The sequence below is a fragment of the Noviluteimonas caseinilytica genome (assembly GCF_018406605.1).
GTDB classification, from domain to species: Bacteria; Pseudomonadota; Gammaproteobacteria; order Xanthomonadales; family Xanthomonadaceae; genus Noviluteimonas; species Noviluteimonas caseinilytica.
The window spans coordinates 2678052-2702154 of record NZ_AP024545.1 but is presented as its reverse complement, the minus strand read 5'-3'; the positions used below and the strand labels follow the sequence as shown (position 1 = coordinate 2702154).

Annotated in this window: 24 protein-coding genes; 12 read left to right on the top strand and 12 right to left on the bottom strand. The window is 64.7% G+C overall.

The genetic code is table 11. From position 1 onward, the window contains the following. Nucleotides 1-148: 148 nt before the first annotated feature. On the bottom strand, nucleotides 149-847 hold the full coding sequence (locus LYSCAS_RS13045; protein ID WP_213434458.1) for an SOS response-associated peptidase: 699 nt from the start codon (nucleotides 845-847) through the stop codon (nucleotides 149-151). Between the two features lie 35 nt (nucleotides 848-882). Next, nucleotides 883-1062 carry a hypothetical protein gene (locus LYSCAS_RS13040; protein WP_213434457.1) on the bottom strand — a complete coding sequence of 60 codons (180 nt, stop codon included), beginning with the start codon at nucleotides 1060-1062 and terminating at the stop codon, nucleotides 883-885. 76 nt (nucleotides 1063-1138) lie between these two features. Between LYSCAS_RS13040 and ligD the strand changes: the two genes are divergently transcribed. The 7 genes from ligD (at nucleotide 1139) to LYSCAS_RS13005 (ending at nucleotide 10484) form a co-directional block, all read left to right on the top strand. After that, nucleotides 1139-3673, top strand: coding sequence for a DNA ligase D (gene ligD, locus LYSCAS_RS13035; RefSeq protein ID WP_213434456.1), 2535 nt, complete (start codon nucleotides 1139-1141; stop codon nucleotides 3671-3673). 130 nt (nucleotides 3674-3803) lie between these two features. After that, entirely contained in the window at nucleotides 3804-5396 is a 1593-nt protein-coding gene (locus tag LYSCAS_RS16185) for a Calx-beta domain-containing protein (RefSeq protein WP_407075148.1), read from the top strand. 338 nt (nucleotides 5397-5734) lie between these two features. Then, nucleotides 5735-6259, top strand: coding sequence for a Csu type fimbrial protein (locus LYSCAS_RS13025; protein ID WP_213434454.1), 525 nt, complete (start codon nucleotides 5735-5737; stop codon nucleotides 6257-6259). Nucleotides 6260-6305: 46 nt separating this feature from the next. After that, nucleotides 6306-7064 carry a fimbrial biogenesis chaperone gene (locus LYSCAS_RS13020; protein WP_213434453.1) on the top strand — a complete coding sequence of 253 codons (759 nt, stop codon included), beginning with the start codon at nucleotides 6306-6308 and terminating at the stop codon, nucleotides 7062-7064. Continuing rightward, nucleotides 7052-9436 carry a fimbria/pilus outer membrane usher protein gene (locus LYSCAS_RS13015; RefSeq protein WP_213434452.1) on the top strand — a complete coding sequence of 795 codons (2385 nt, stop codon included), beginning with the start codon at nucleotides 7052-7054 and terminating at the stop codon, nucleotides 9434-9436. The genes LYSCAS_RS13020 and LYSCAS_RS13015 overlap by 13 nt, the downstream gene beginning before the upstream one ends. After that, the gene (locus LYSCAS_RS13010) at nucleotides 9433-9930 is read left to right on the top strand and encodes a Csu type fimbrial protein (RefSeq protein WP_213434451.1); all 498 of its coding nucleotides are present in this window, start codon (nucleotides 9433-9435) and stop codon (nucleotides 9928-9930) included. The genes LYSCAS_RS13015 and LYSCAS_RS13010 overlap by 4 nt, the downstream gene beginning before the upstream one ends. Before the next feature lie 47 nt (nucleotides 9931-9977). Further along, nucleotides 9978-10484 carry a Csu type fimbrial protein gene (locus tag LYSCAS_RS13005; protein WP_213434450.1) on the top strand — a complete coding sequence of 169 codons (507 nt, stop codon included), beginning with the start codon at nucleotides 9978-9980 and terminating at the stop codon, nucleotides 10482-10484. A 1-nt stretch (nucleotide 10485) separates the two neighbouring features. Here LYSCAS_RS13005 and LYSCAS_RS13000 read toward each other — a convergent pair whose 3' ends face one another. Together LYSCAS_RS13000 and LYSCAS_RS12995 are read right to left on the bottom strand one after the other, a co-directional pair. After that, nucleotides 10486-11604, bottom strand: coding sequence for a TolB family protein (locus LYSCAS_RS13000; RefSeq protein WP_213434449.1), 1119 nt, complete (start codon nucleotides 11602-11604; stop codon nucleotides 10486-10488). A 181-nt stretch (nucleotides 11605-11785) separates the two neighbouring features. Beyond that, on the bottom strand, nucleotides 11786-12040 hold the full coding sequence (locus LYSCAS_RS12995; protein ID WP_213434448.1) for a hypothetical protein: 255 nt from the start codon (nucleotides 12038-12040) through the stop codon (nucleotides 11786-11788). A gap of 205 nt (nucleotides 12041-12245) precedes the next feature. Here LYSCAS_RS12995 and LYSCAS_RS12990 point away from each other — a divergent pair, with 205 nt between their 5' ends. Continuing rightward, entirely contained in the window at nucleotides 12246-12701 is a 456-nt protein-coding gene (locus LYSCAS_RS12990) for a hypothetical protein (protein WP_213434447.1), read from the top strand. On the opposite strand, the gene LYSCAS_RS12985 is transcribed toward LYSCAS_RS12990, so the two are convergent. Continuing rightward, nucleotides 12691-13776, bottom strand: a complete 1086-nt coding sequence (locus LYSCAS_RS12985; RefSeq protein ID WP_213434446.1) for an extracellular catalytic domain type 1 short-chain-length polyhydroxyalkanoate depolymerase — start codon at nucleotides 13774-13776, stop codon at nucleotides 12691-12693. The genes LYSCAS_RS12990 and LYSCAS_RS12985 overlap by 11 nt on opposite strands. 267 nt (nucleotides 13777-14043) lie before the next feature. Here LYSCAS_RS12985 and LYSCAS_RS12980 point away from each other — a divergent pair, with 267 nt between their 5' ends. Together LYSCAS_RS12980 and LYSCAS_RS12975 are read left to right on the top strand one after the other, a co-directional pair. After that, a complete protein-coding gene (locus LYSCAS_RS12980) occupies nucleotides 14044-14874 on the top strand; it encodes a TIGR02391 family protein (protein WP_213434445.1) in 831 nt (276 codons plus the stop codon). Nucleotides 14875-15240: 366 nt separating this feature from the next. Continuing rightward, the gene (locus tag LYSCAS_RS12975) at nucleotides 15241-15477 is read left to right on the top strand and encodes a hypothetical protein (RefSeq protein WP_213434444.1); all 237 of its coding nucleotides are present in this window, start codon (nucleotides 15241-15243) and stop codon (nucleotides 15475-15477) included. 297 nt (nucleotides 15478-15774) lie between these two features. On the opposite strand, the gene LYSCAS_RS12970 is transcribed toward LYSCAS_RS12975, so the two are convergent. After that, complete coding sequence (locus LYSCAS_RS12970; RefSeq protein WP_213434443.1) at nucleotides 15775-16608, bottom strand: hypothetical protein; 834 nt, start codon at nucleotides 16606-16608, stop codon at nucleotides 15775-15777. A 167-nt stretch (nucleotides 16609-16775) separates the two neighbouring features. Between LYSCAS_RS12970 and LYSCAS_RS12965 the strand changes: the two genes are divergently transcribed. After that, nucleotides 16776-17084 carry a hypothetical protein gene (locus LYSCAS_RS12965; RefSeq protein ID WP_213434442.1) on the top strand — a complete coding sequence of 103 codons (309 nt, stop codon included), beginning with the start codon at nucleotides 16776-16778 and terminating at the stop codon, nucleotides 17082-17084. Between the two features lie 143 nt (nucleotides 17085-17227). Here the strand turns inward: LYSCAS_RS12965 and LYSCAS_RS12960 are convergent, their stop codons facing one another. Next, nucleotides 17228-18631 (bottom strand): phage major capsid protein, encoded by a 1404-nt coding sequence (locus LYSCAS_RS12960; protein ID WP_213434441.1) that lies wholly within the window; start codon nucleotides 18629-18631, stop codon nucleotides 17228-17230. A 681-nt stretch (nucleotides 18632-19312) separates the two neighbouring features. Here LYSCAS_RS12960 and LYSCAS_RS12955 point away from each other — a divergent pair. Continuing rightward, nucleotides 19313-19882, top strand: coding sequence for a hypothetical protein (locus LYSCAS_RS12955; RefSeq protein WP_213434440.1), 570 nt, complete (start codon nucleotides 19313-19315; stop codon nucleotides 19880-19882). Between the two features lie 1218 nt (nucleotides 19883-21100). On the opposite strand, the gene LYSCAS_RS12950 is transcribed toward LYSCAS_RS12955, so the two are convergent. From LYSCAS_RS12950 to LYSCAS_RS12930, 5 genes are all read right to left on the bottom strand, one after another. Beyond that, complete coding sequence (locus tag LYSCAS_RS12950) at nucleotides 21101-21298, bottom strand: hypothetical protein (RefSeq protein WP_213434439.1); 198 nt, start codon at nucleotides 21296-21298, stop codon at nucleotides 21101-21103. A gap of 369 nt (nucleotides 21299-21667) precedes the next feature. After that, the gene (locus tag LYSCAS_RS12945) at nucleotides 21668-22417 is read right to left on the bottom strand and encodes a hypothetical protein (protein ID WP_213434438.1); all 750 of its coding nucleotides are present in this window, start codon (nucleotides 22415-22417) and stop codon (nucleotides 21668-21670) included. A 93-nt stretch (nucleotides 22418-22510) separates the two neighbouring features. Beyond that, complete coding sequence (locus LYSCAS_RS12940) at nucleotides 22511-22744, bottom strand: hypothetical protein (protein ID WP_213434437.1); 234 nt, start codon at nucleotides 22742-22744, stop codon at nucleotides 22511-22513. Between the two features lie 2 nt (nucleotides 22745-22746). Continuing rightward, nucleotides 22747-22950: a hypothetical protein gene (locus tag LYSCAS_RS12935; protein WP_213434436.1), complete on the bottom strand. Its 204-nt coding sequence runs from the start codon at nucleotides 22948-22950 to the stop codon at nucleotides 22747-22749. A gap of 76 nt (nucleotides 22951-23026) precedes the next feature. Beyond that, on the bottom strand, nucleotides 23027-24028 hold the full coding sequence (locus LYSCAS_RS12930) for a tyrosine-type recombinase/integrase (RefSeq protein ID WP_244858542.1): 1002 nt from the start codon (nucleotides 24026-24028) through the stop codon (nucleotides 23027-23029). Nucleotides 24029-24103: the final 75 nt, after the last annotated feature.

Here is a 24103-nt window from a genome sequence, read left to right as displayed (position 1 = left end):
TACTTCCCGCGCCCCGCGGGAGACCGCGCTGATCCCCGTTCGGTGAGCAGCGGCGCCAGCAAAACACCGGGCCCGGGGATGCGCTATGGCCCCTTGGGGCATTGGCCCGGAGGCATTCGTGCAAATTCAGTGCGGAGACGCGAATCGTCTACGGAAAGAGGCCATCCGCCGCGCACGGCATGGGAGCGATCAACTGTTCGCCCTGGTTTCGGACATTGCCGACGGCAGGGTCGACTTCGTGGAAGACGAGCGAAGGCTCCGGTGCGGCATGCGCGATTTGCATCGCCCGGTCTGCATCGCCGTGCAACCAGTCGTGCAACAACTCGGGCGGCAGGATCAGCGGCATCCGGTCGTGCACCGGGCGGATCACCGGATCGGCTGCACGCGTGACAACGCTATAGGTCAGCAACTGTCCGCCCGCGCCGTTGCTGCGCGACTCCCACACGCCGGCGAACAACATCACCGGCGAACCAGCCAGCGTGATGTAGTGCGGACGCTTGCGCCCATCGATCACCGGCCACTCGTAATACCCGGTGGCGGGCACCAGCGCACGGCGTCGCTTGAAGGGTTCGCGGAACGCAGGTTTCTCCGCGATCGATTCCAGGCGCGCGTTGATCGTGCTGTAGGCGAGCCGCGTGTCCTTCGACCACGCCGGCAGCAACCCCCAACGCATGGTTTCGACGCGACCACCGCCGCCTTCGCTGGCGACGATCACGGGACCCGGATCGGTGGGCGCGATGTTGTATGCCGCCGGAGGCGCGTCCTCCTCCGGCGTGATCAGGTCCAGCATCCGCGAGAAGTCGCGGACCTGCTGCCAGGTGAAGTTACGGGTGAATCGTCCGCACATGGCGGCGATCCTATCGCAGGCGCATCAAGCCGAATTCAGTGCTTGCGATCGCCCTTGTCCCCTTCCCCACGCGGCGCCTCGTGGGCGGCCTGGTGTTGCTGGTCCCGGCCCAGGGACTTGCCCAGGTCGTCGGACTCGGCGAAACGCCCCTTGTTGTCCCGGCGCTGGAGGCGTTTGTCGCCGGGGGTGGGTTCGACCAGTTCGCGCTTTGTCATCACGACCTCCTGCTGGCGGTTTGGTAGCGTCCGTTGATACCTCTGCCGGTGGTGGAGAGCCCGTGATGGAACCGTCATGAGCCTGACCGAGTACCGCCGCAAGCGACAGTTCGACAAGACGCGCGAGCCCGCCCCGGGCAAGCCGTTGCCGAAGGGCGAGCGCCCCATTTTCGTGGTGCAGCTGCATCACGCGTCGCGCCGGCATTACGACTTCCGGCTGCAGGTCGGCGATGCGCTCAAGAGCTGGGCGGTGCCGAAGGGGCCGAGCTACGACCCCAAGGTGAAGCGCATGGCCGTGGAAGTCGAAGACCACCCGGTGTCCTACGCATCGTTCGAAGGCGACATCCCGCACGGCGAATACGGCGGCGGGCACGTGGCCTTGTTCGACCACGGCGTGTGGTCCACGCCCTACGACCCGGAAGCGCAACTCGCGAAGGGACATCTGCGTTTCGAGTTGTTCGGCGAGAAGTTGAAGGGCGAGTGGCATCTCGTGCGCTCGGGCAAGGCCGCGCGACAGCCGACGTGGCTGTTGTTCAAGGAGAAGGACGCGTATGCCGGCCCCGTGGAAGCCGACGAACTGCTGGACGATGTGACGCCCCCGCCCGGTGCTCCGAAAAAAGCGGCAAAAAAGACCGCGAAGAAAATCGCAAAAGTTGCCCCCAAGCGACGCCGCAAAGTCGACTGGGCCGCGAAGGCTTCGAAGCTCCCCGGCGCGAAGAAGGCCACGCTCCGCAACGAAGCCTTCGAACCCCAACTCGCGAAACTCGGCGACACCGCGCCCAGCGGCGCGCAATGGATCCACGAAGTGAAGTGGGACGGTTACCGCCTCGTGGCGACGATGGTCGGCGGCAAGGTGCGCATCTGGTCGCGCAACGCCATCGAATGGACGGCGAAGGTGCCGGAGTTGCGCGCGGCGCTCGAAGCCCTGGGCGTGCAAAGTGCGGCCTTCGACGGCGAACTCATCGCGGGCCGCGGCACGCAGGCGGATTTCAACCTGCTGCAGGCCACGCTGTCGGGCGAACAACAAGGCGCGTTGTCGTACGTGCTGTTCGACCTGCTGCACCTGGAAGGCGTGGATCTGCGAAAGGCACCGCTGGTCGAACGCAAGGCGTTGCTCGAAGACCTGCTGTCCACGCCGACCCCCCACCTCGCCTACAGCTCGCACGTCCCCGGCGACGAAGGCGACGCCGCATTCGCGCTCGCGTCGGAGCAGCAATTCGAAGGGATCATCTCCAAGCGCGCGCAAGGCGCGTACCACGCGGGGCGCGGCGACGACTGGCGCAAGACGAAGCGCCTGGACTCCGACGAGTTTGCCGTCGTCGGCACCACGCCGGGGCAAGGCGCGCGCACGGGCTTCGGTGCGTTGCTGCTCGCGCGGCCCGATCCGGAGCACGGCTGGTCGTACGCCGGCCGCGTCGGCACGGGCTTCACCGGCGAATTGATCCGCGAGATCGTCGAACACATCGGCAAGCGCAAGACCTCCACCACGCCCACGGTGTACGTGCCGCCGAATGCGATCACGCCGGCGGACGGCAAGCGCGCGACCTGGTTCAAGCCTGCGTTCGTCGTCGAGGTGTTCATCCGCGGCATCGGCAACTCGGGCGTGTTGCGGCAGCCGTCGTTGAAAACGCTGCGGCTGGACAAGGACGTGGACGACCTGCTGGATTCCGATCGCGCGCCCGCGAAAAAGGCGGCGAAGAAGACAGCCACGAAACGCGCCGGCGCCACCGCGCGCGAACGCGCCCCGGCCCCCGAAACCCGCCTCAGCAGCCCGACGAAAATCATCTTCCCCGACCGCGGCATCACCAAGCTGCAGGTCGCCGAGTACTACCGCGCCGTCGCACCGCACTTGCTCGCCGGCATCGCAGGCCGCCCGCTTTCGATCATCCGCTGCCCGAGCGGTGCGGGGAAACCGTGCTTCTTCCAGAAACACCACACCGCAGGCCTCGACGTCGTGCGCTTCGTGCGCCTGAAGGAAGAAGCCGGCATCAATGCGAACTACCTCGTCGTCGACGATCTCGCCGGCCTGATGGAACTCGTGCAGTTCAACGCGCTCGAGTTCCACCCGTGGGGCTCGCACGCCGACACGCCCGACATCGCCGACCGCATCGTGTTCGACCTGGACCCCGGCCCCAACGTGCCGTTCGCGGAAGTGAAACGATCCGCGCAGCAAGTCCATGACCTGTTGCAACAACTCGGCCTGCAATCCTTCCTCCGCACGACCGGCGGCAAGGGCCTGCACGTCGTCGTGCCGTTGAACCCCGGCAATCGCTGGCCGTTGGTGAAGCAATTCGCGAAAGGGTTCGCCGAAGCGCTCGCGGGCTCGGAGCCCGATCGCTACCTCGCCACCGCCACGCTGAAACTGCGCCCGGGGAAAATCTTCGTCGACTACCTGCGCAACGGGCGCGGCGCGACCGCGGTGGCGTCGTATTCGCTGCGCGCACGCGACGGCGCACCGGTGGCGGTGCCGCTGGCGTGGCGCGAACTGGCCGCATTGAAGCGCGGCGACGCCTTCGACCTCGATGCCACCGTCGCGCGGCTGAAGAAGCAACGCAAGGATCCGTGGGCAGGCATCGACACGATCCGGCAAGACCTGGCGTCCCTGGGCTGACCCGCCGGTTCCGCACGCGACAACTGTGACGCGCGATTCAACTCCGGCGCGCGCCGGTTGACCCTGCCCCGCCCCGCAACGACCCTCTCGCACGCCCCACGCAAGGAGCGTCGCGATGATCGGCCCAAGGATGCGCTGGACCCTGTCGTTGTTCGCAGCGCTCGCGGGCGCACCCGCCGCCCACGCGCAGCAATGCCCCGCCACCGTCCCGTCGCAGGGCGCGCCCATCGCCGCCCCGCTGCCCGTGTTCCCCGCCGACAACTGGTGGAACACCGACATCAGTGCCGCGCCGGTCGACGGCAACTCCGCCAGCTTCATCGCTTTCCTCAACAACGGCGGCACGCGCAAGTTGCATCCGGACTTCGGTGGCGAGGAATCGCCCGGCAGCACCACGATCTACGGATTCCCGTATGCCGTCGTCGATGGCAGCCAACCGCTGCAACCGGTCACGTTCGACTACTGGGACGAAAGCGATGGCGTGAACCCGCAGACCGGCGCAGGCGTGCCGTTCTATCCGATCCCCGCGCAGGCGATCTCGCAGGCGCACTGGGTGGAAGGCGGATCGCCGGCGAGCGTGGACGAACGCAACGACAACGATCGCCACCTGCTGGTCATCGACTGCACGCACCGCACGCTCTACGAGCTCTACAACGTCTGGTATTCGACCGCGCAGCAGCGCTGGTACGGCGGGTCCGGTGCGTTCTTCGACATGACGCGCAACGATCGCCGCCCGGACACCTGGACCTCGGCAGATGCGGCGGGCCTGGCGATCTTCCCGGGCCTGGTGCGTTACGACGAAGCCGCCTCCGGCGCGGAGATCAACCACGCCTTCCGCGTCACCGTGCGCACCAGCAACGGCCACGTGTATCCGGCCTCGCACACCGCGGGCAGCACGGCGGGCGCGTTGCCGATGGGGGCGCGCCTGCGCCTGAAGACCAGCGTCAACGGCGTCGATCCCGCGCTGCGCACCACCGACCCGATGGCGCGCGGCATCTTCCGCGCGATGCAGAAGTACGGATTGATCGTCGCGGACAACGGTTCGGACATGTACATCTCCGGCACCTTCGACGTGCGCTGGAACAACGGCACGCTCAACCCCGCGTTCTCGACGCTGAGCGCCAGCGACTTCGAGGTGGTGCAGCGCGGGTGGAAGCGGGCGCCCGGCCTGCCGTCGCTGTCGATCGACGACGTGTCGGTGAGCGAAGGCCAGTCGGGCACCCGCACGGCGAGTTTCGCGGTGCGCCTCTCCGCGGCGTCGACCTCCACGGTGACGGTGTCGCTGGCCACGTCCAACGGCACGGCGCAGGCGGGCAGCGATTACGTGAGCGCGAGCGGTTCGCTGAGCTTCGCGCCCGGGCAGACGGCGCGTTCGTTCGACGTGGTCATCAACGGCGACCTCGCGCGCGAACCCGACGAGACCTTCCTGGTCACGCTGTCCAACCCGGTCAACGCCACCTTGCTCGACGCCCAGGCCACGGGCCGCATCCTCACCGACGACGCGCGACGCACGGGGGGCGCGCAACGCCCGGTAGCCAGCTCGACCACGGTGGCAGGTGCGAGCGCCGTCCCCACCACGACGACGCCGGTGGCGTCGCCACGACCCGCGGCTTCCTCGCCCCCGGCCTGCAGCCGATGGCACCAGACCGGCCTCGAAGGCCTGTTCCTCTGCGTCGATTCGCTGGGCGACCGTCTGTCCCGCGAAATCGACCGCTGGTTCCGCTAACGGGGGTGACCGATGCTCACCCCCGCATTCATCAAGTAGGGTAGCGGCGCGCCCAGAAGTCACCCCCGGGGGCTATCTAAGGTCACGGGGTTACCGCTATCGGACATGCCCAAAAGGACCTGACGCGCAATGTCACCTGCCCAGGACGCTCCGCGGCACAGGAATCTGAGCGATTCACGGCGCTGAATAGGCCGCTTTTGTGATGTGCGTCACATTTTTGTGATGGAAATGTGATCGCCCCGTGATTTTTGTTGCGGCGTATACCTGAGGTCACTAGCTTTCGCCCCGCTGACGCCGTCCGCGTCGAGCACATTTCACGTGCACTAGGGGAATACTCAATGCGTACCGCTCTTCTCGCCGCCGCAACCGTGGGCGTGCTCTTCGCTGCCAGCAACGCCACCGCCGCCACGGCCACCGGCTCGTTCCAGGTCACCGCCACCGTCAACGCCAGCTGCGTCGTCACCGCGTCCCAGGCCGTCGCGTTCCCGGTCTATGACCCGGCCAACACCCACTTCGCCGCCAACGACGACGCGACCGGTTCGATCGACGTGCGCTGCACCAAGGGCACCGCGCCGGTCATCACGCTCGACGAAGGCCTGCCGGCCAACAAGGCGGGCACGTCCAGCTGCACGACCCCGCTCCGCCAGATGGCCAGCGGCACCGACCGCCTGCCGTACTTCCTGTACCAGAACACCGGCCGCACCACGGTGTGGGGCTGCACCTCGGGCACCAATTCGCTGACGATGGTCGCCGCGCCGTCCAACGCCGCCCGCACGGTGACGGTCTACGGTCGCATCCCGATGAACCAGGACGTCCCCACCGGCTCCTACGCCGATACGGTCACGGCCACCCTGACCTTCTGATCCACCGGGCCCGGCGGCGACGCCGGGCCCTTTCGGTACCTTCGCAATGCGCATTTCCCGGCTTCGTCGACATGCGGCGCTCAGCGCGCTCGCCCTCGTGACCTCGATCGCCGGCATCGCTTCGGCGGCGCAGATCAGCCTCAACAACACGCGCGTCCATCTCGATGGCACGCATCCGGTCGAAACGCTCGTCCTGACGAACCAGGAAAGCGAGCCGCTCGACATGGAAGTGAAGGTGCAGCGCTGGCAGCAGGGCGCCGACGGCAAGTGGCAACTCCAGCCCGACGCCGGCGGCCTGGTCGTGCATCCGCTCATCCTGACGATGCAGCCCAACGGCGAAGCGCGTCTGCGCGTGGGCACCATCTCGCCCAACGTCACCTCCGAAATCGCCTATCGCATCGAAGTGCAGGAACTGCCCGGCCGCAAGCAAGTGCAGGCCGGCGCGGTGCGCATGCTCACGAAGCTGAGCATCCCGGTCTTCGTGCAGCCGCCGAAGGCGAAGGCCGCGTTGTCGTTCACCGTCGACAGCGTCGACGGCAAGGGCACGCTGCTCGATATCCGCAACACCGGCACCGGGTTTTCCGGTCCGTCCGACGCCAACGTGCGCGTGCTCGATGCCAACAACCGCGTCCTGCAGGAAGGCCACGTCACCGTCGGCTACTTGCTGGCCGGCGCCCGCCTGCCGACGCGCGTCGCGCTGAAGGACTCGGTCTGCGCGCATGCCGCGCACATCGAAGTGAAACTCACCGATTCGGCGCCGATGACCGCCGATGTCGCGCCCGGAGCGCGCCGATGCGCGCCCTGACGGACGGCCCCGGCCTGCCGCCACCGCCCGTTCGCCCGTCTTCCCGAAACGCCCGTTCGCGGCGGTTGCGTCGTCGCCTGCTCGCGCTCTGCACGGGCCTGGCGCTCGCAGGCTCCGTGCACGCGCTGCCCGGCGACGAAACGCTGCTGCTCGACCTGTGCATCAACGATCGCTGCGTCGGCGTCGCGCCCGTCATCGCGCGCGGCGACGACGTGCTCGTGGATCGCGAAGCGCTCGCCGCCGCCAGCATCGATACCTCCGCCGTCACGCCCGAACACCTCGGCGAACGCGATTTCATTTCGCTGCACCAGCTCAACCACGGCAGCACGTTCGCGATCGATCGCTCGCTGCTGCGCCTGGACCTGCACCTGCGCCCGGAGCGCCTGCCGCACCAGGACGCGTCGCTGTATTCCCGGCCGGCCGTCGCGGAACAAGGCACGCAGTCGTGGACCGCGTTCCTCAACTACGCCGCCACCGTGGGCAACCACGACCAGCGCAACGTCTTCTTCGATGCCGCCGTGGGTCGCGGCAACGCCGCGCTGCGCAGCACCGGCGGCTGGGACGATCTGCTCGGCTGGCAGCGCGGCCTGACGCGTTTCGAATACGACCAGGTCGACGGCCTGCGTCGCTGGACGGTCGGCGACCAGTACGCCATCGCGCGCGATCCGCTCGCCGGCGGCCAGCTGCTTGGCGGCATCGGCGTCGAACGCGCGTTCGACCTCGATCCGTACCTCATCACGTTCCCGCAGCCTTATTACTCCGGCGTGCTCGAAGCCCCCGGCACCGTCGAGGTCTATTCGAACGGCACGCTCATCGGCCGCAGCGACCTGGCGGCCGGTCCGTTCACGCTCGAGCGCCTCGGCATCACGCCGGGCCGCAACGACGTGCGCGTGATCGTGCGCGACCCGCTCGGCAACCGCAGCGAACTGGCCACGCAGTCGTATTACGGCGGCAGCCCGCGCCTGCTCGCGAAAGGCCTGAGCGAATACGCCGTGCGCCTGGGCGCGCCGCGCACCGACAGCGGCTTCGGCGACGGCGGTTACGCGAGTTCGCTGGCGATGCAGGCCTGGTATCGCCGCGGCCTGTCGCAGGACTTCACGCTCGGCGGACGCATCGAAGGCAACGACACGCTGCGCAACGTCGGCATGGACACCGCGTTCAACACGGCGATCGGCGAATTCGCGATCGCGGTCGCCGCGAGTGATCGCGACGGCCTCGGCACCGGCCACGCCTCGTCGTTCAACTACAGCTACAGCACGCGCCTGTGGGCGCTCGGGCTCGGCACGCTGCACGCGAGCGACGACTATCGCCGCCTGTCGGACGTGTCGTCCTTCGCCACGCTGTTCGCGCCGACGCGCGAGAACGACTACGCCTCTTTCTCGTTCACGCCAGCCAGCGGGCTTGCGCTGCAACTCAACGCCGGCCGGCACAAGCGCGTGGGCACGCCGGTCGAACGCAGCGCCGGGATGTCCGCAAGCTGGCAGCTCGGGGGCCGCGCGCAAATGTATTTCGTCGTGCAACGCCTGGAGTCGACGGCGTACCGCGACACCACCGCGCAGCTCAACTTCAACATCGCCTTCGACCGCGACAGCTTCTCCGCGAGTGCCGTCCGCCAGGACCGCAACGGCGACACGAACACGGGCTACGGGTTCGATGCGCGCCGTTCGCGCCCGGCCGACACGGGCTTCGGCTACTCGGTGAGCCTGCACGACAACGGCGACAACGACAGCCAGTACGCGCTGGGCGAATACGAAGGCCGCTTCGGTCGCTATTCGCTCGAAGCCGAACGTTACGGCAGCGACACCGGCATCCGCGGCGTGGCCAGCGGCGCGCTCGTCGCCGTCGGTGGCCGCATGTTCGCCACGCCGCCGGTCGAAAGCGGGTTCGCGCTGGTGCGCGTGCCGGGCCTGGCCAACGTGCCGATCATGCGCGAGAACGTGACCGTCGGTCGCACCGATGCGCACGGCGACCTGCTCGTGCGCGACCTCATGCCGTTCCAGTCCAGCCGCGTCGCCGTGGATACGGGCGCGGTCTCCGCCGACGTCGCGATGGACAAGCCGGAACACAAGGTGCAGGTGGCGCGCAACACGGGTTCGGTGGTCACGCTCGAAGCGCGCACCGTGCACGCGGTGACGGGGCACTTCAAATATGCCGGCGCGGGCGCGGGCGACCTCGCGCACATCGCGGACGCCGGGATCGACATGCCCATCGGCTCGGAAGGCATGTTCTATTTCGAAGGCCTGAAGGCCGGCCGCAACGTGGCGACCATCGAACACGACGCGGGCAACGTGCGGTGCGTGATCGATGTGCCGGCGCAGGCCGCGGGCGGCGTGACCGACCTCGGCGACATCACCTGCGAAGCACCGCAGTGAAACGCCCGCTGGCCACATGGCTGCTCTTCGCGATCGCGCTCGCTTGGTTCGGCTTCGCGCCGTCCGCGCAGGCGCAGACCTGCACGATCACCACGACGGCGGTCGCGTTCGGTGTCTACGATCCGCAGGCCACGGGCGCGCTGGACGGCACGGGCTCGGTGCGCCTGGATTGCAGCAACTACGGCACGGTCAACGTCGCGCTCGACGACGGCGGCGCGACGAGCTACCCCGCGCGCCGCATGACGACCCCCAGCGGCCCCGACCTGCTGGGGTACCAGCTCTACACCGACAACGCGCGCTCGATCGTGTGGGGCGACGGCGCCACGGCCGCGACAGACACGGTCAACTGCTTCATCGGCATCAGTTCCGACGGCTGCGTGAGCACCCTGTTCTCGCTGCGCGCCACGCGCACGATCTACGGACGCATCCCGGCCCTGCAGAACGTCGGGATCGGGAATTATTCCGATACCGTCCGCCTCACGATCACGTTCTGATCCGGGTTCGCCCCTATGATCGCGCCCATGCAGATGCGCTCGAACCGGTGACTTCCTGGAACCACATCCGCGCAGGGGCGTTGTTGGTCGGGCTCGCTTGGCTCGGCCTGGCGCTCGATGCGCGCGCGGCAGAAAACTGCACGGTCAACACGACCGACTTTTCGTTCGGCGTGTATGACACCTCGTCGACCACGCCGCTGGACGGCACGGGCCAGGTGGCCATCGACTGCCAGGGCAATCCGCTGACGGTCGACATCGCGCTCGGTCCCGGGGGCGGCGGCACCTATGCCAACCGCCGCATGCTGTCGGGCGCACAGCAGATGACCTACGGCCTCTACACGGATCTCGCGCGCGCGACACCGTGGGGCGACGGCAATGCCGGCACGTCGATCGTGACGTGCACGACGGGCGTCACCGCCAACGGCTGCGTCGGCACCAATCCCGCCGGCGGCAATCGCCGTGCCACGCGCGCCATCTACGGTCGCGTCCCTGCCCTGCAGAACGTCGATGTCGGCACGTATGCCGACACCGTCCAGGTCACCGTGACGTTCTGACTCAGGGCTCGAACCACCCGCCCGTTTCCGCGTAACCCGCCGGCAGGTTCACCAGCGCGCGCGTGTCCGCATCGATGATGCGCAGGCCGAAGCGCGGGATCGTCAGCGACACGTCGTCGAAGGTGCGACGGTTCACCAGCAGATGCACGTTGTCCTTCGACCATTGCGCCGCGGTGTAGGCGTGGTTGTCCACGCGCGAGTCGGTGATGCGGCGCACGCGCGTGCCGTCGGCGTTGATCACGTATAGCGGTTCGTAGTAACGGAATTCGCCCGTGCCGACTTCGTACACCTCGCCGGTGTACGCGATGCGGCGACCGTCGGGCGACCATTTCGGGGCGTGGCCGCGCGGGAGCGCCTTCGCTTCGCCCGTGCGGAAATCCACCAGCGTCATGTCGTTGGCGACGCTGTCGCTGTACACGCCGCGCGTGCCATCGGGCGAGAATTCCAGGTCCAGCTGTTCTTCCATCACGATGTCGCTCAGCAGCGTGGCGCCGCCGGTCGCGACGTCGATGCTGTAGGCGAGCGCGTGCCACACCGGCTCCAGGCGCCCTTCCGGATAGCCGGCGGCGACGAACAGGTGCGTGCCATCGGCCGACCACGTGGGCCGCATCAGCTGGATCGGCGCGGCAGGGCAATACAACGTGCGGCGGATGCGGCCCGTGCCATCCACGAGCGACACGCACTGCGCAGCGCGCACGCTGTCCTGGCGGATGAACGCGATGCGGTTGTTCGGGCCCCAGGCCGGCTTCGAGAAATCGCCCACGCCGCTCAGCAACAACTTCGGTCGCGTGGCGTCGGGGGTCATCGTTTCGAGCACGTGCCGGGAATCCATCCGCGCCCGCGTCGTGCCGCGATCGAACACCAGCGATTGCCCGTCGGGCGACCACGTGGCCGCCATGTCGAACGTGCGGTCGGCCGGCGTGGTGAGTTGCCGCACCTGTCCGTTGCCGAGGTCGAGGATCCACAGCGAGCGGCTGCTGGCGGTGGCATCGGCGGCGAGCGCCGTCCGGGTGAACACCACTTTGCCCGCCGGCGTCGCGGCGTGCGCAGCGAACGTGGCAACCAGCGGTGCGGTGAGGACGAGGGCGGCCGCGGCCGCGCGGAGGACGGGTGTGGTCATTGCGATTTCCCCTGGCAAGCTGCGCTGGCTTGCGTTTCGAATGGTCCCGGCCAGACTGCGAGCGTGAAAATCAATTGCAGGTGAAGGGCACCCGCGTTCAGGCAAAGCCGCACGCACGCGCGGCTTTCGAAGCTGAAGGGGTTACCTGCGTGCACCGGGTGACCCGGCCGCTTGCGCAGGATCAATGCGTGCGATCGCGGAATTGATCGATCTCGCCCTGCATCAATTCGCGCTGCTCGGACAGGTTCAACAACTCGAGCACCACTTCGGCGCCGGTCGCGCGCGCCTTCAGCAACTCGGCGCGCGCGCGGGCGATCTCCTCGGCGACGGCGTGCTCGTCCATGTGGTCCATCGACGCGAGCAGCACCGTGAGCATGTCCATCGCTTCGGCGATGTGTTCCATGACATCCAGTGCAGCGGGGGAAGGACGGGCCATGCGGTGCTCCTTGCGTTCGGGCCCCAACCTCCCCCATTGCCAATCAATGTCCGGTCAAAGCGGGCATGGGCGGTGGGGGGCGGTTCACTTCGTCGGTCCGCTGCCGCCGGTGGTCGCACGGACGAACCGTGCCGCCCGTCCGACGACGGCCGCTTCGAACCATGGTAGTTAAGGTGCCCGGAAGTCGAACGTTGGGAGTGGAGCGATGCGCACGAAGCGGGCCCCCGGCATCACCGCGAACACCGCCCTGAAATGGCTGCTGGCCATCGTGGTCGTGCTGGCGCTGGTGAAGTTCGTGCCGTGGTCCAGCCTGCGCGGCGAGCTGCACGCGCAACTGCCGGGCAGTGCGCCCCACCTCACCATCCTCAACGTGGAGTGCTTCCCCGATCCAGGCATGCCGCGCGCCGAAGTCACGGTGCGCAACACGGGCCACAAGCCCGTGCAGTCGCCGCGGGGCCACATGCGTTTCAGCTATGGCGTGGAAGAAGGTCGCTTCGTCCCCGAAGTCATCGCGCCGGGCGTGCAGGCAACGATGACGGTCTATGCCACCTCGACCAACCTGGGCCAGTGCGAGCTGGTGGACGTGCAGGATCGCGCCGGCCGCCAGGCGGTGCTGTTGAACACCGCGCGGTTCCGCAATCCGCGGGACCTCATGCAGTAGCGATCGCTGCCTTCTTCTGCTGCAGGAAGAAGCGCACCATCGCCGCCGATGCATCCGGGCCTTCCGGATCGGTGTACGTCCCTTCCCCGCTGCCGCCGCTCCAGGCATGGCCCGCGCCGTGCACGCGCCAGTGTTCGACGCGCGTGCGGCCGTCGGGGTCGGTGAACACATCGCGCACGTAGCTGCGTCCGCCCGGCACCGTGTCGCCTTGTGTCGTGGCGTGCAGGAGCGAGCCGCCGATCGCGTCGTCGACGATGCCGTCGCCGTTGCTCGCGGCCACCGTGTGGTCCGCATCGCCGTGGAAGACGATCGTGGGCAGCGAATGCGTGGCGCGATCGGACACGCGGCGCTGGCCGCCCTTCATCGCGGCGAATGCACTGCCGACGTCGTGCGCCACCGCGAACGGCAGGCCCGAATGCGCGCCCACGGCCGCGAAGACGTCTGGATAGGTTTCGCCGAGGATCACCGCCATCGCCGCGCCCGCGGAAAGGCCGGCGACGTAGATGCGCTCCGGATCGATGCGATGGTCCTGCGCGACCTGCTGCGCGATGCCCGCGATCAGCGAAGGCTCGCCGGCGCCATGGCGCTGGTCGGCGCCGCGGAACCAGTTCCAGCATTTCGATCCGTTGGCGCGCGCGGCCTGCGCCGGATACGCCACGAGGAAACCGTGCGCGTCGGCCAAGGCGTTCATCCGCGTGCCCGCGGCGAAATCGTCCGGCGATTGCGTGCAACCGTGCAGCATCACCAGGAGCGGCACGGGCTGCGTGGTCACCGCGTGGCCAGCCGGGATGTACACCTTGTAGGCCAGCGTGCCCGCGGCGTTGGTGAACGTGCGGGTCGTGAACTCGCCGTCCTGTCCCGGCACCGCGTCGTCGGCAGGCGAAGGCACAGGCGTGCGATTCGGCGACAGGCCGGCCGAGGCCAGCGCGTCATCGATCGTGGTGCGGATGCCCTGGTCGATCCCCGCCGAGGCGAGCGCGCGATCGATCGTGTCCTGGATGTCGCCGGCCTTCGGGGCCATCCCGCCGTGCGGGACGCGCGCGGCGCGGCGCGCGAGTTTTTCGAAAAGGCTCAAAAGGCATCCTGGTCAATGGCGGCAAGCGCACGCAGTCCAGGATCGACGACCCAGGCGCACACGGGAAGCCAGCATGGCAGAGCCCGGGGCGCAGGAGCGTGAGGCGCGGCTCGAAAAATCGACGTTGCCATGAACGGTTCGGTCATGCCACGGCGCGCAGCGTGGTGCCCGGAGTGGGGATCGAACCCACATGACCTTGCGGTCGAGGGATTTTAAGTCGGGTTACTGGGCTGCTGGTGGTAGCTGGTACCTTTTGGGATCAATGGGTTGGCCATTGGGTGGTGTCGTCAGGTGACGCCGGATATTGTCGGCACTGGCCCAAATTTGTCCCGCGAGCAGTCTATGGCGTTTTGGAAGCTGATCCCCGACGTGTCAACGCTCCTCGCCTTGGAACCAGAGGAGTTGGGGGCATACGTACTCAGGTACCTATCAACTGCCCCTGAGACTGAGCTCAATAGCTATAACTTTACGTTGGCTGGAAATGTTGCGGGGTATCCAGCGGAGCGCGCAAGCGAAGCGCAACGGGCGCTCATGGAGGCGTGGGTATGGTTAGAGCGTGAGGGCTTGCTGGCGCCAAGACCAGGTAATTCCGGAAATTGGTCTTTCATCACCCGACGCGGACAGCGATTGGCAGGCGACGATGTGCAATTTGCCGTTTTTCGTATGGCCAACCTGCTTCCAAAAGAGCGCCTACATCCCACGATTGCGTCGAAAGTTTGGTCCGCGTTTCTTCGTGGGGAATACGACACCTCTGTATTTCAAAGCTTCAAGGAACTGGAGGTCAGCACTCGCAACTCGTGTGCCTTTGCGGAGACCGATATAGGCGTGGATATGATGCGTCGGGCATTTAAGCCCAGCATTGGTCCGTTGGCTGACAAAACCGCCCCGTTCGCAGAGCAGGAGGCGTTAATGCATTTGATGGCGGGCGCAATTGGTTCTTACAAGAACCCCCACAGCCATCGCTCCGTCTCTATCGATGCCTCGGAGGCCGCAGACCTGATTGTTCTCGCGAGTCATCTGCTAGGAATCGTGGATCGGCGCGCGGCCTCTACGCACGTTAATTGTGACGTACCCACCGCGCCCAAGCCGGCAGACTGACCGCCCTCCTAGTCCCGCTGCCAGGCAGCCCTCCGCGCTTTTCCATCCATCGATCGATCCAACGCATGCCCTGCTCTATCGAGCCGCAGCGCGCGATGTGCCGCACCTGTTGCCATTGAATGACGGACTGACAGCAGCCGGCCCGTTGATCGGTGTAAACCATCGCAATGCAGCCAGCGTTCCAGAGCAGGTGCGCGCTGTCGGGCTGTAGCAGCCAACGACAGGCAGGGGGAAGTGGGCGCGAGGGCGCGACGTAGCGATGCACGCGGACATCCTACGCAGGGCCGTCGCGCGGGCTGCGACCACTTGGGCGAGACTGCGGCGCCAACTAGTATTGCCAAACACCGAAACGAGGACGATTCGCCGATGAACTCTTCCGCCGACATTCGTGGATCCCTGCTTGGCCTCCAGATCGTGCTGGGCGCCATGATCGAATCGCATCCCGACCTGAAGGCGTTCGCGTCTGCCCTGGAACGACATTCTCAAATAATGTTGAAGACAGCCGGAGCAGTTCCCGGTGACATGCTGCATCCGGCCGAGCGCATTATCGAGGAATGCGCAACGCTCGCGGGACGGCTGATTCGTGCTCAGGGTGAAGGCTGAACCCCTGCTGCGGATTACTGCGCTGTCTCATCCCCGCCGTGGAAGTGGTGTTCCACTGCATCGGCGGCTTTACTCAAGTCATCGGCTAGTTTGCGCATCTGATCCACTGGAACGAACACCGAATAGAGCGGCTCGTAACCTTCGCTAAGGATCTTACCCTCAGTATGCGCCAATTCGATGCGAGCAACGGAATGGATTTTCTGATTGGATGGGATATTCAGCACACGTCGTTTATGCCGAGCCCAAACGCTTTCGTGACATTTCGCGCCGTAAAAATCGATATATCAACTCCCTTTGCTATCGGCCGGTCGGGGTGATTAGGTAAGTGCCGATGTCGTTGTGGATGTTAGTAATATCGGTGTTGGTCAGGCCACCGTTAGTCAGATAGAACGCGCCATAGGTTCCCTTGGTGTACGTGTACGCGCCTACGTGGTCAACGCAGCCCGCCACGAGAATTTCTGCCGTTACATTTCCAAGGGACTTGTTTGTCGTGCTGCTCGCGATTACGGTCCCGTTGCGCGCAAGTTTGCGATCAGTCGCAGATGCGGCCTGGCCGTAATAATGAGCCGCCGTTGCCGCCGTAGCAGTCGATGGCACAGCCGTGGACACGTCAGACCATCGGAACGCTTCCAGCCCACTTCGCAGATCGATGACCCAACGTTGTGCAGCCGCATCGTATGTGCCGCAAGGCTCTACTGCGGAACCATTCGTCCACGTGCGCAGGTATATGCCCATTCCGGCTGCATTGGTAGCGCCCCCGTTGAGCGCGTCCGGCCGGACGTGAGTATTGAAGACTTTTGCGGAGCCAGCGGCATTCACGAGACCTGTTGCCGTATCGCAGTCACCGTCTACAAATCCCGTGTTGCCTGCTGCGCCGACGTTGAGTTTGTCAATCAGAGGGACACGATGGTGGACTGTGTCAGGGCCGATGAAAGCCAAGAAATACTGGAGGCTGGACCAGTACGTACCGGCCTTAAGCGCCACTACAAGCGCGTCGGCCAGAGCCTTGTCGGGGCTGGTGACGGTTCCGCCTAATGCGACTACGCGAGACTCCCAGGTATTTGTTTCGGTCTGGAACCCGCCGCCGCCGCCCGATCCGCCGTACGCAAAAAGAATTTGCTGCATGCCCATGATTACGCTCACTGTTTCAGTTCCAAGAAAAAGCCCCGTGCAAGGCGAGGGTGCGTGAAAGGGAATTGGCTACTTCTGGTATCCGAGAAAAGTTCTCGGCCACTCATGCCCACCGACCCCGTTTGCACCAATAAGACGGGCGCGTAGCTCGCACACAGGAGCTTTCAGTGGACGGACAAATCAGAATTGGCGAACAAAGCAGGCCGCTTTCCGAGGCCAGCAATGACTGGATCAACTCTCAGATTTCGGGCCGGCAAAAGGACGGGCCCGTCTGCGTGCAAATCCAACTGACTTCGCCAATGGTGAACGTGACGTTGACCACCGGAGCATGCAAAGGCAGCGTCGGTGGAGGTGGCGGCCGCCGCGCGCCTAACGAGCAAGAGCGAGAACTGCTCGACGCCTGGGAGGCTCGTGGACTGAACGCGACTACCTTCAACCACGGCAAGCTCGTTTCGTTCATCAATTCATTGCGATAGGCGCCGCATCACATCGGCGAGGAAATGCCCGGAGGCCTAAGTGCCCAATGCTGCGGCTGGCGTGGTTATTTCGTGACACGGACACTCACGCCTTGTCCGTATGGGGTGGGCAGCCGCAACGCCGCCCACCCGTCCGTCATTCGTTAAGCGCGCACGCCCGTCACCAGGGCAAACGCCTGCGGATACAACGCGGCAACGTCCACGCGCGCATGGCACACGAAGCCGATTTCGCCGGTTGCGGCGTACAGTTCATTGAGCATTTGCACGCTCACGCCTTCGCGCAGGAAGAACACGAACTGCGAGAAATCGCCTACGTAGATTTCGCTCGTATCGCTCGACGAACCCACCGTGAGGTTGGTCGGGATCTGCGAGGTCTGGACGAAGCGCATGGTGTCCAGGAGTTCCGGACGGCGCAGGGGCTGGCCCGTGCTATCCGCCAGGTTCGCGAACTTCGCCATATCACGCGGATGCATGATCGCGGCCCTCGGCGCCGGAGCGTTGTCCGACACGATTTCTTGCCATGCGCTGACGAAGTTTGCATAGCTAGTCGGGCTCGCGCCGTTCGTGCCATTGGTGACCGTGTTGATGCCGGAAATGTTCTTCAGGCCACGTATCTCCGGCGCGGTGCCAGTGCCGCGCAAGCCAGCACGGTCCATTTCCTTCGCAAACGCCTGAGCAATGGCCTGCTGGAGCGCTTCATCGATGTTAGGCGAATCCTGCAACAGTTCGCGACTCACCTTGAACCGGAACGCCAGGCTGCGCGGGGTCACCACGATGGCGCGGAACGCGGGGTCACTCTCCGCAACCGCGCCCGCTTCACTGCGCCAGGCAGCGGTCGGGATTGAATCAACGCCCGCCAAAGTAAACGTCTTCGCATCCGTGCCCAGGACGGCCAAGCTCGCGCCAGCGGTCAGCAGCGATGAAGCTGGAACCAGGGCCGACAGGATGCGCGGCATGAGCACTTCGGGGACCGTGTAGCCACCGGCCGAATCGGTGCCTTCGCTCAGCGCCGCACGGATGCCTTCCGAAGACTTCATCTTCGCTACGCCCCGGAAGAAGTCGCCGAGGTTCGTGTCGCCAGCGTTGGAGATGTTGAGGCGGGCCGCGATTTCATGCTCGGTCGCGAGCATTTCGGTCGTCAGCACGGACCCAACACGCTGGCCGTTGGAGTCCCGGAGTTCCGGCGCGTTGTGCTTGGCGCGGGAGCTACCGTTCGGGGTCCATTCCTCCAGGTCGATCATGTTGGAGATCAAGTCAATCTCCGTGTGCAAATAGGTAACGGCGTTCAACTTCGCGTCATAGGATTTCTGGTCGTCGGCGCTCCACTTCGTGGCTGGCGTCGAGTCGAGCAGTTCGCGCGTAGCCTGGGAGAGCGCGTTGACCACCCGGCGAAGGTCGGCACGTCGTGCGAGCATTTCGCTGCGGCCGTTGACGTTGTTGCCCGCCTCAAAGTCGAACTTCAGGCCGAGCTTTCCGACTTCGGCCGCGGCGTCGATTCGGAGGCGGCGGTCAGCGAGGGTGATACGGAGGTCTTGCATGGATTTCATGGGATTGGATTCCTTGTGAAACAAAAAAGGCCGCCTCTCGGCAGCCTTGGGATTGGTTGGTTGGTCGCGCCCCCGGCGTAGCCAGGTCGCAGCCATAGGGCGAGCGTGCGGGCCCGTGGGGCGCGCGGCTCGTTGGCCTAGGGTTCGGTTGTCGGCGTCGCTGTGCGAGCGCGGTGGGCGCGCTGGCGGCAGCGAGCGCTGCAATAGGTCTTGTGGGGGCCGTGGAACCGTTGTGTCAGGGGTGCGGCGCACACGGCGCACACGCGCGGCCTGGTCATCCATCCCCACGGAGATGCGGGCTTGTCACAGGTCATTTTGAAAATTGTTCCGATTTAGCAAAGCAACTGAGTACGACCGGCCCACAAATCGGGGGCTCGGAACTTTGGGAGCCCCCCTCCTCCGACCGCATGCACTCATTCGCACGCACCCCTGCAATTGGCCGGACGGGGGTCGTCCCGCCAATCGCGGACACGCATGCGAACGGAAGCGATCGGTCATCGCGAACGAGCCGGCCAAAGATTTCGATATGCCCACACGGGGCGATTTTCCGGGCGGTTCGTCTAACGACCGGCTGGGGCTATGCTTCCTTGAAAATTGGACTCAGGGGAAATTGCCATGACGGCTAAGTCATCTCCGTGGGGGCTTGCAATAGCCGCCTCGCGTGGCCGAGTGGTGCGGGCCGTGTTGCTCCTCGCTCTAGGCGCTTCTGTTTCCCTAATTGCCGCCGGGAGGCCAGAACTCTTTAGAGCCGAGGACTCGGCCGAATGGGCGGGTGCGGTAGCAAACGTCCTAGCCGTGATCGTCGCTCTTGGCCTAGGGATCTATGCCGTCCAGCAAGATGGCCGTCGGCAGAAAAAACACGCTCATGGCGCTGCGCTGGTTTTCTACACAGCAGCGTCCGAGATGCTAGCCACTATTGAGCTGATCGAGGACCACGAGGACCAAATCAGAAAGTCCAAGTTTTCGGCAACAGCTTGGCGGAACTATTTGGTAAATATTGCCCCACTCCTTCCCAATGACACACTGACATTCTTGCCAGATCTACCAGAGCACACGGCGAAATTACTTGTCTTGAGTGCCCAGCGGCTAAGCACCGCAAAAATCAAGCTCAACATCCAAACTGACGACGAGCACCAGCTTGCGGAACGGGTTCTTGGGATGGCGGCGTTTATGAAAGGTAGCTACCTACCCCTCGGCAATCTGTTGCACCAGGAGATTTTCGGCGATACCCAACCCGCGTGGCGTGTTTAGGCCGAGTCAACGCGCGTTTCGCGTTGTGGCAACGAGCCGACTCATCCCATGACGCGGCCAATTAAAATTTGGAAGCCACCCGTTGTCGCGGGGTGGCGCGCGAGGATCGCAGGTGCCGGGGGGCGTTGATCCTGTCCGCAATTCTGCCTAGATCAGGGTGGCGGCGGTTCCCAAAGATCCGCCGCGATTCCATAGCGCCAGTTCGCGTCAAGGATTCCCGCTCGCAGCCAAGCAGATGCGCGCGAGCGCAAGGCCAGGAAATCGCGCTTTCGCATTCGCAGAACCTTCGCCGCGCAAGGTCTGCGACGTGTCAACACGTGCAGCATTGCGTCTCGGATTATCGCAGCCGCATCCGATGCGTCGCAGTTCCAGCCAGCGGCGATTACCCGACGTGCCAAGTACAACTGGACCTCTTGTGTCTGCATGCGGCCCGCCGAGCGGAACCACACCAGCAAGTCGTCGCCTTCTCGGGTCATGTGGTCGGCGATGCCTCGCGCGCCAGCGTCCAAGCCAACCAGTGCAGGCACCCTGGATCGCCTATCGCGGCTGCCAGAGGGCCTCATCGCCGCGCCCCTAACATGGCCGCCGCCATCCAGAGCCTTGAATTGACAGCCTCAACAGCACGGCTTGACGGGCTGCGCCCTTGGTAACTTATAAAGGTGTACGTTTCGCGACTAATGACGAGCGCGAAAAGGGGCTGACTGCTACACCTCGCGACTAGTGACGGGCTCACGGGGAAACGTCCTTTGCCGAACTGCTACACGTCGTGACTACTTCGGGCCCGATTTCGACTACAGAAAGTGTTTTTCGCCAAGCGTGACTGGCCTTGTGTTCGGGGACCACCTCTAGCCATTTGCCTTTGCATGCGTCCACGGGCCACCAGGTGAGCGCGTATAGGGCGCACCGATTCCGCCCGCCCGTTCGCGTGGACAACAGCCACCTTTCGCTCAGAAGCCGTTTGATCGCCTTATTGAGCGTGCCAGGACTGCGCCAACCCCGATGACGCAGCACTGAGAATGCGGCGGACAGGTCACCGTTGTTCTTTCCTGTGTAGTGCGCCGCAAGCTCGATGAGAAGCTTGAGCGCCCACGGGTCCAGCCCGCCGAACTCCTGCGACCTCAGGATGTAGTGCGGGATGCCTAGGTAGCTGTGCTCACTCGCGCGACCGCGCTTGCGGAAGCGCCGCGTAGTGTCGTTTGCCATTTCGCCCCCCGGCGGTTAGACGGTGGGCGGCTCGCCCTGCACCAACTCGCTGGAAAGTTGGCGGCAGACGGTGGACACCTGGTGCAGTTCCCGCACCATGAGCTCGCATCGCTCGGGGGTCGCGTCCTTGAACAACTCAATCAATTGACCGTAGGTGCGCTCGGCCAGTTCGACTAGGCAGGCGCGGAGTTCGTGCGCGCGGACAGTGGTCATGCCTGCGCCCTCCCCGCTTGCGGAGACACGGGGCCATCGGGGTTTTGCGCGGCGATCCAGCGGTCGAAGCCATCAGCGTCGATGTAAACGCGTCGGCCCCCAACGCGCACGAGCGCGCCAGACGCCGCTAGGCCATTATCGTTGGCGCGAAAAATGAACCAGCGAAGTTGGCTCTCGGAAAACGGCCCGTTGGCCGCGAAGTCCTTTACGGACCGAAGATTGCGAGTTGTCACTGTTGTTGCCCACGTTTGGCCATTAGCCGGTGGACAAAGAATCCTTGGAACGCCGAGGGCGTTTAAGTGTGCTACGGAGAGAATCTTCTACGGGTTAGCAGCCCCCAGCTAACGCGCCGGTAAATCCGCAGATAACTCAAGGCGCGAGCGTAGCGACTGTCGATTCGTCCAAGTCGCTACAGTCAAAAAAAATCGACGTCACGGCCAACGTATTCGCGCGAAGAGGCTGTCCATACCAATACCGAAAGAGATATGTGAATCGACGCAAAAAGTAGCGTCGCTCCGCGTCTCCAGAATTCGGCCGTTCAACAATTGGTTTCGTCGTTGCCCAGCCGGAGACCGCATCATTAACGGCTGAAAGAATGCTGGGCAGCGAATCGTAGATCTCCATGCTGAACAAAGAGTTTCCGCTGGAATGAACTTCGATTGCATCTGCAATTCCGTAGCTTTCCCGCAGCCGTTGAAATGCTGCTGGTCCGTATTGCAGTCCAAGGTCATCCATGACCTTGCCCAGGGAAATCTCCAGAGCGCCTCCAATTTCGTCAGGGATGATCCCAAGCTCTGTGGTCTGAAGTCCACGCATACACGCCACTACCTGATCAGATGCCTTCTTTAGCTTGTCGGCGAGTGCGCGTCGCTCCGAGAGCTTCAGCCTGCCAGATCCAGAGAACTCCTCACGAAACATGACAACAGAATCAGCCAACACGAGCGCCTTTGGCAGGTTTTGAATGCGCGGAATCTTTCGTTCCAAGCTCGCCCAAACCTTCTCCATTTCCTTATGCACAAGCAATTGGGCGAAGATCGCCGGGCCCTCAGCTGTCGCATAGGCACCCTCGACGAATTCTTCCCAGACCCAATCGGGAACCCATGCAGGCTTCTTGTCCAATTCGCTTCCCTCCGCGCCCCTTGGAGAAGTCCGCGCCAGCGCCGCAGGGGTCACGGCGTTTTCGCCCCGTCGGGCTAGGCGCGGAAGGTCGTGCTAAATCCTGTCGATGTGCTCAAGCTGTAGCCGAAGGCTCCGCCGCCGACGCTCGATCATTTCCGAGAGATCTTCGGTGCTGAAGGTTCCGCGCTCAACGAGGCGCTGTGCAACTTCAAGCCACTCGTCGAAGAACTCCCCGTAGTTGTCTTGACCCACCGCCTTCAACGACATGAGTGCCGCGTAGCGGTGCGCCAAGCCACGATTGGGGAATGAGATCACTTTGGCGTTCATGGCTACATTCCCGTCTTCTTGATCGCCCGTTCCGCGATATCTTCGATTACCGAAGCGGTGCCGTAGAGGCCAGATTTGGCGTAAGCGATGTTCTGGCTCGCCTCCTGGAGAATCTGCGCGAGTGACACAATTCCACACAGGTCGCGGTAGATATCAGCGATTGCTTCTTTGGTAGGGGCCGCCTGCGATACGCTTTCGATTGCCATTGCTGTTCTCCTAAGGAACTGCGGTGGAAGGCGTGGCCGGGTGCCTCAATCACCCGGTCGCGCCGCTTTTCCCGGCTTAGCCGGATTCGGGTGTTTCGGTCAGGTGGCCCGCCATCCGTTCCAACGTCGAACGGACGTGCTCCCCGGTCTGGTGGCTGTAACGCTTCGCCATGACGAGGGTCCGGTGCCCGAGGGCTTCGGCGACTTCGGCCAGGCTCGCGCCGTTCATGGTCAGGTAGCTGGCCGTCGTGTGGCGCAGGTCGTGGAATCGGAAGTCCTGCAACTTCGCCGCCTCACGCAGCTTTCGCCAAGGCTTGTCCAGATCTGCCGGGGCGTCGTCGTGCGCGCCTTTGAAGACCCAGCCCTCGCCGGTCGGATCGCGGTCGTGGTGCGCCTGGAGAGCGACTTGGGCAGGGCCGACAACGGGTACGTAACGGGGTTGTCCGTTCTTCGTCTCCGCGAACCGAAGACGCCATTGGTCGCGGTCTACGTCGCTCCATTTCAGACCTCGGATGTTGGAATAGCGCGCGCCTGTGGCAAGCGCCAACAACACAGCCGTGGCGATGTTCGAGTCAGAGGATTCCCGACACGCTTTCAGGAGCGCGTTGCGCTCGGCGTCGGAGAGGAAGCGGACGATGCCCGTGGACTCAGGGGCTTTGGAAACGTCCAGGACAGGATTAGATGGCAGCCAGCGCAGTTCCTTCCAGGCCCACTTACAGACGGCGCTGAGGGCCGCCAGGTGGCGATTCACGGTCGCACCGCTCAATGGCTCACCGTTGCGCTTGCGACGCGCCTGGAGCTTCCTGCGTGCCTCTGCGATGGTTTCCGGCTGCAGCTTGTCCAGCGTTAGGTGGCCGAAGTTCTCTTCCCACCAGGTCAAGAGCGACCGCTGCTTCGATTCGTCGCGAATCCCACGGGTCGGCAGGTACTCGTCGCGGTACTTCTCGATGAGGACTTTGAGCGTACGCCGCCGCTCACGTGCGGTTGGTACGTAGGCGCCGTGGCCCATATCGGATTCGACCTTTGCGGCCCACGCTTTGGCATCCGTCAGGCGCTTGAAGGTTTTCGTGCGGGGCAACTCGCCTTGCAAGCGAACCCGAACGCGGTAGCGCTTCGATCCATCACTTGCGACACGTGGCTCAATCGTTGCCAT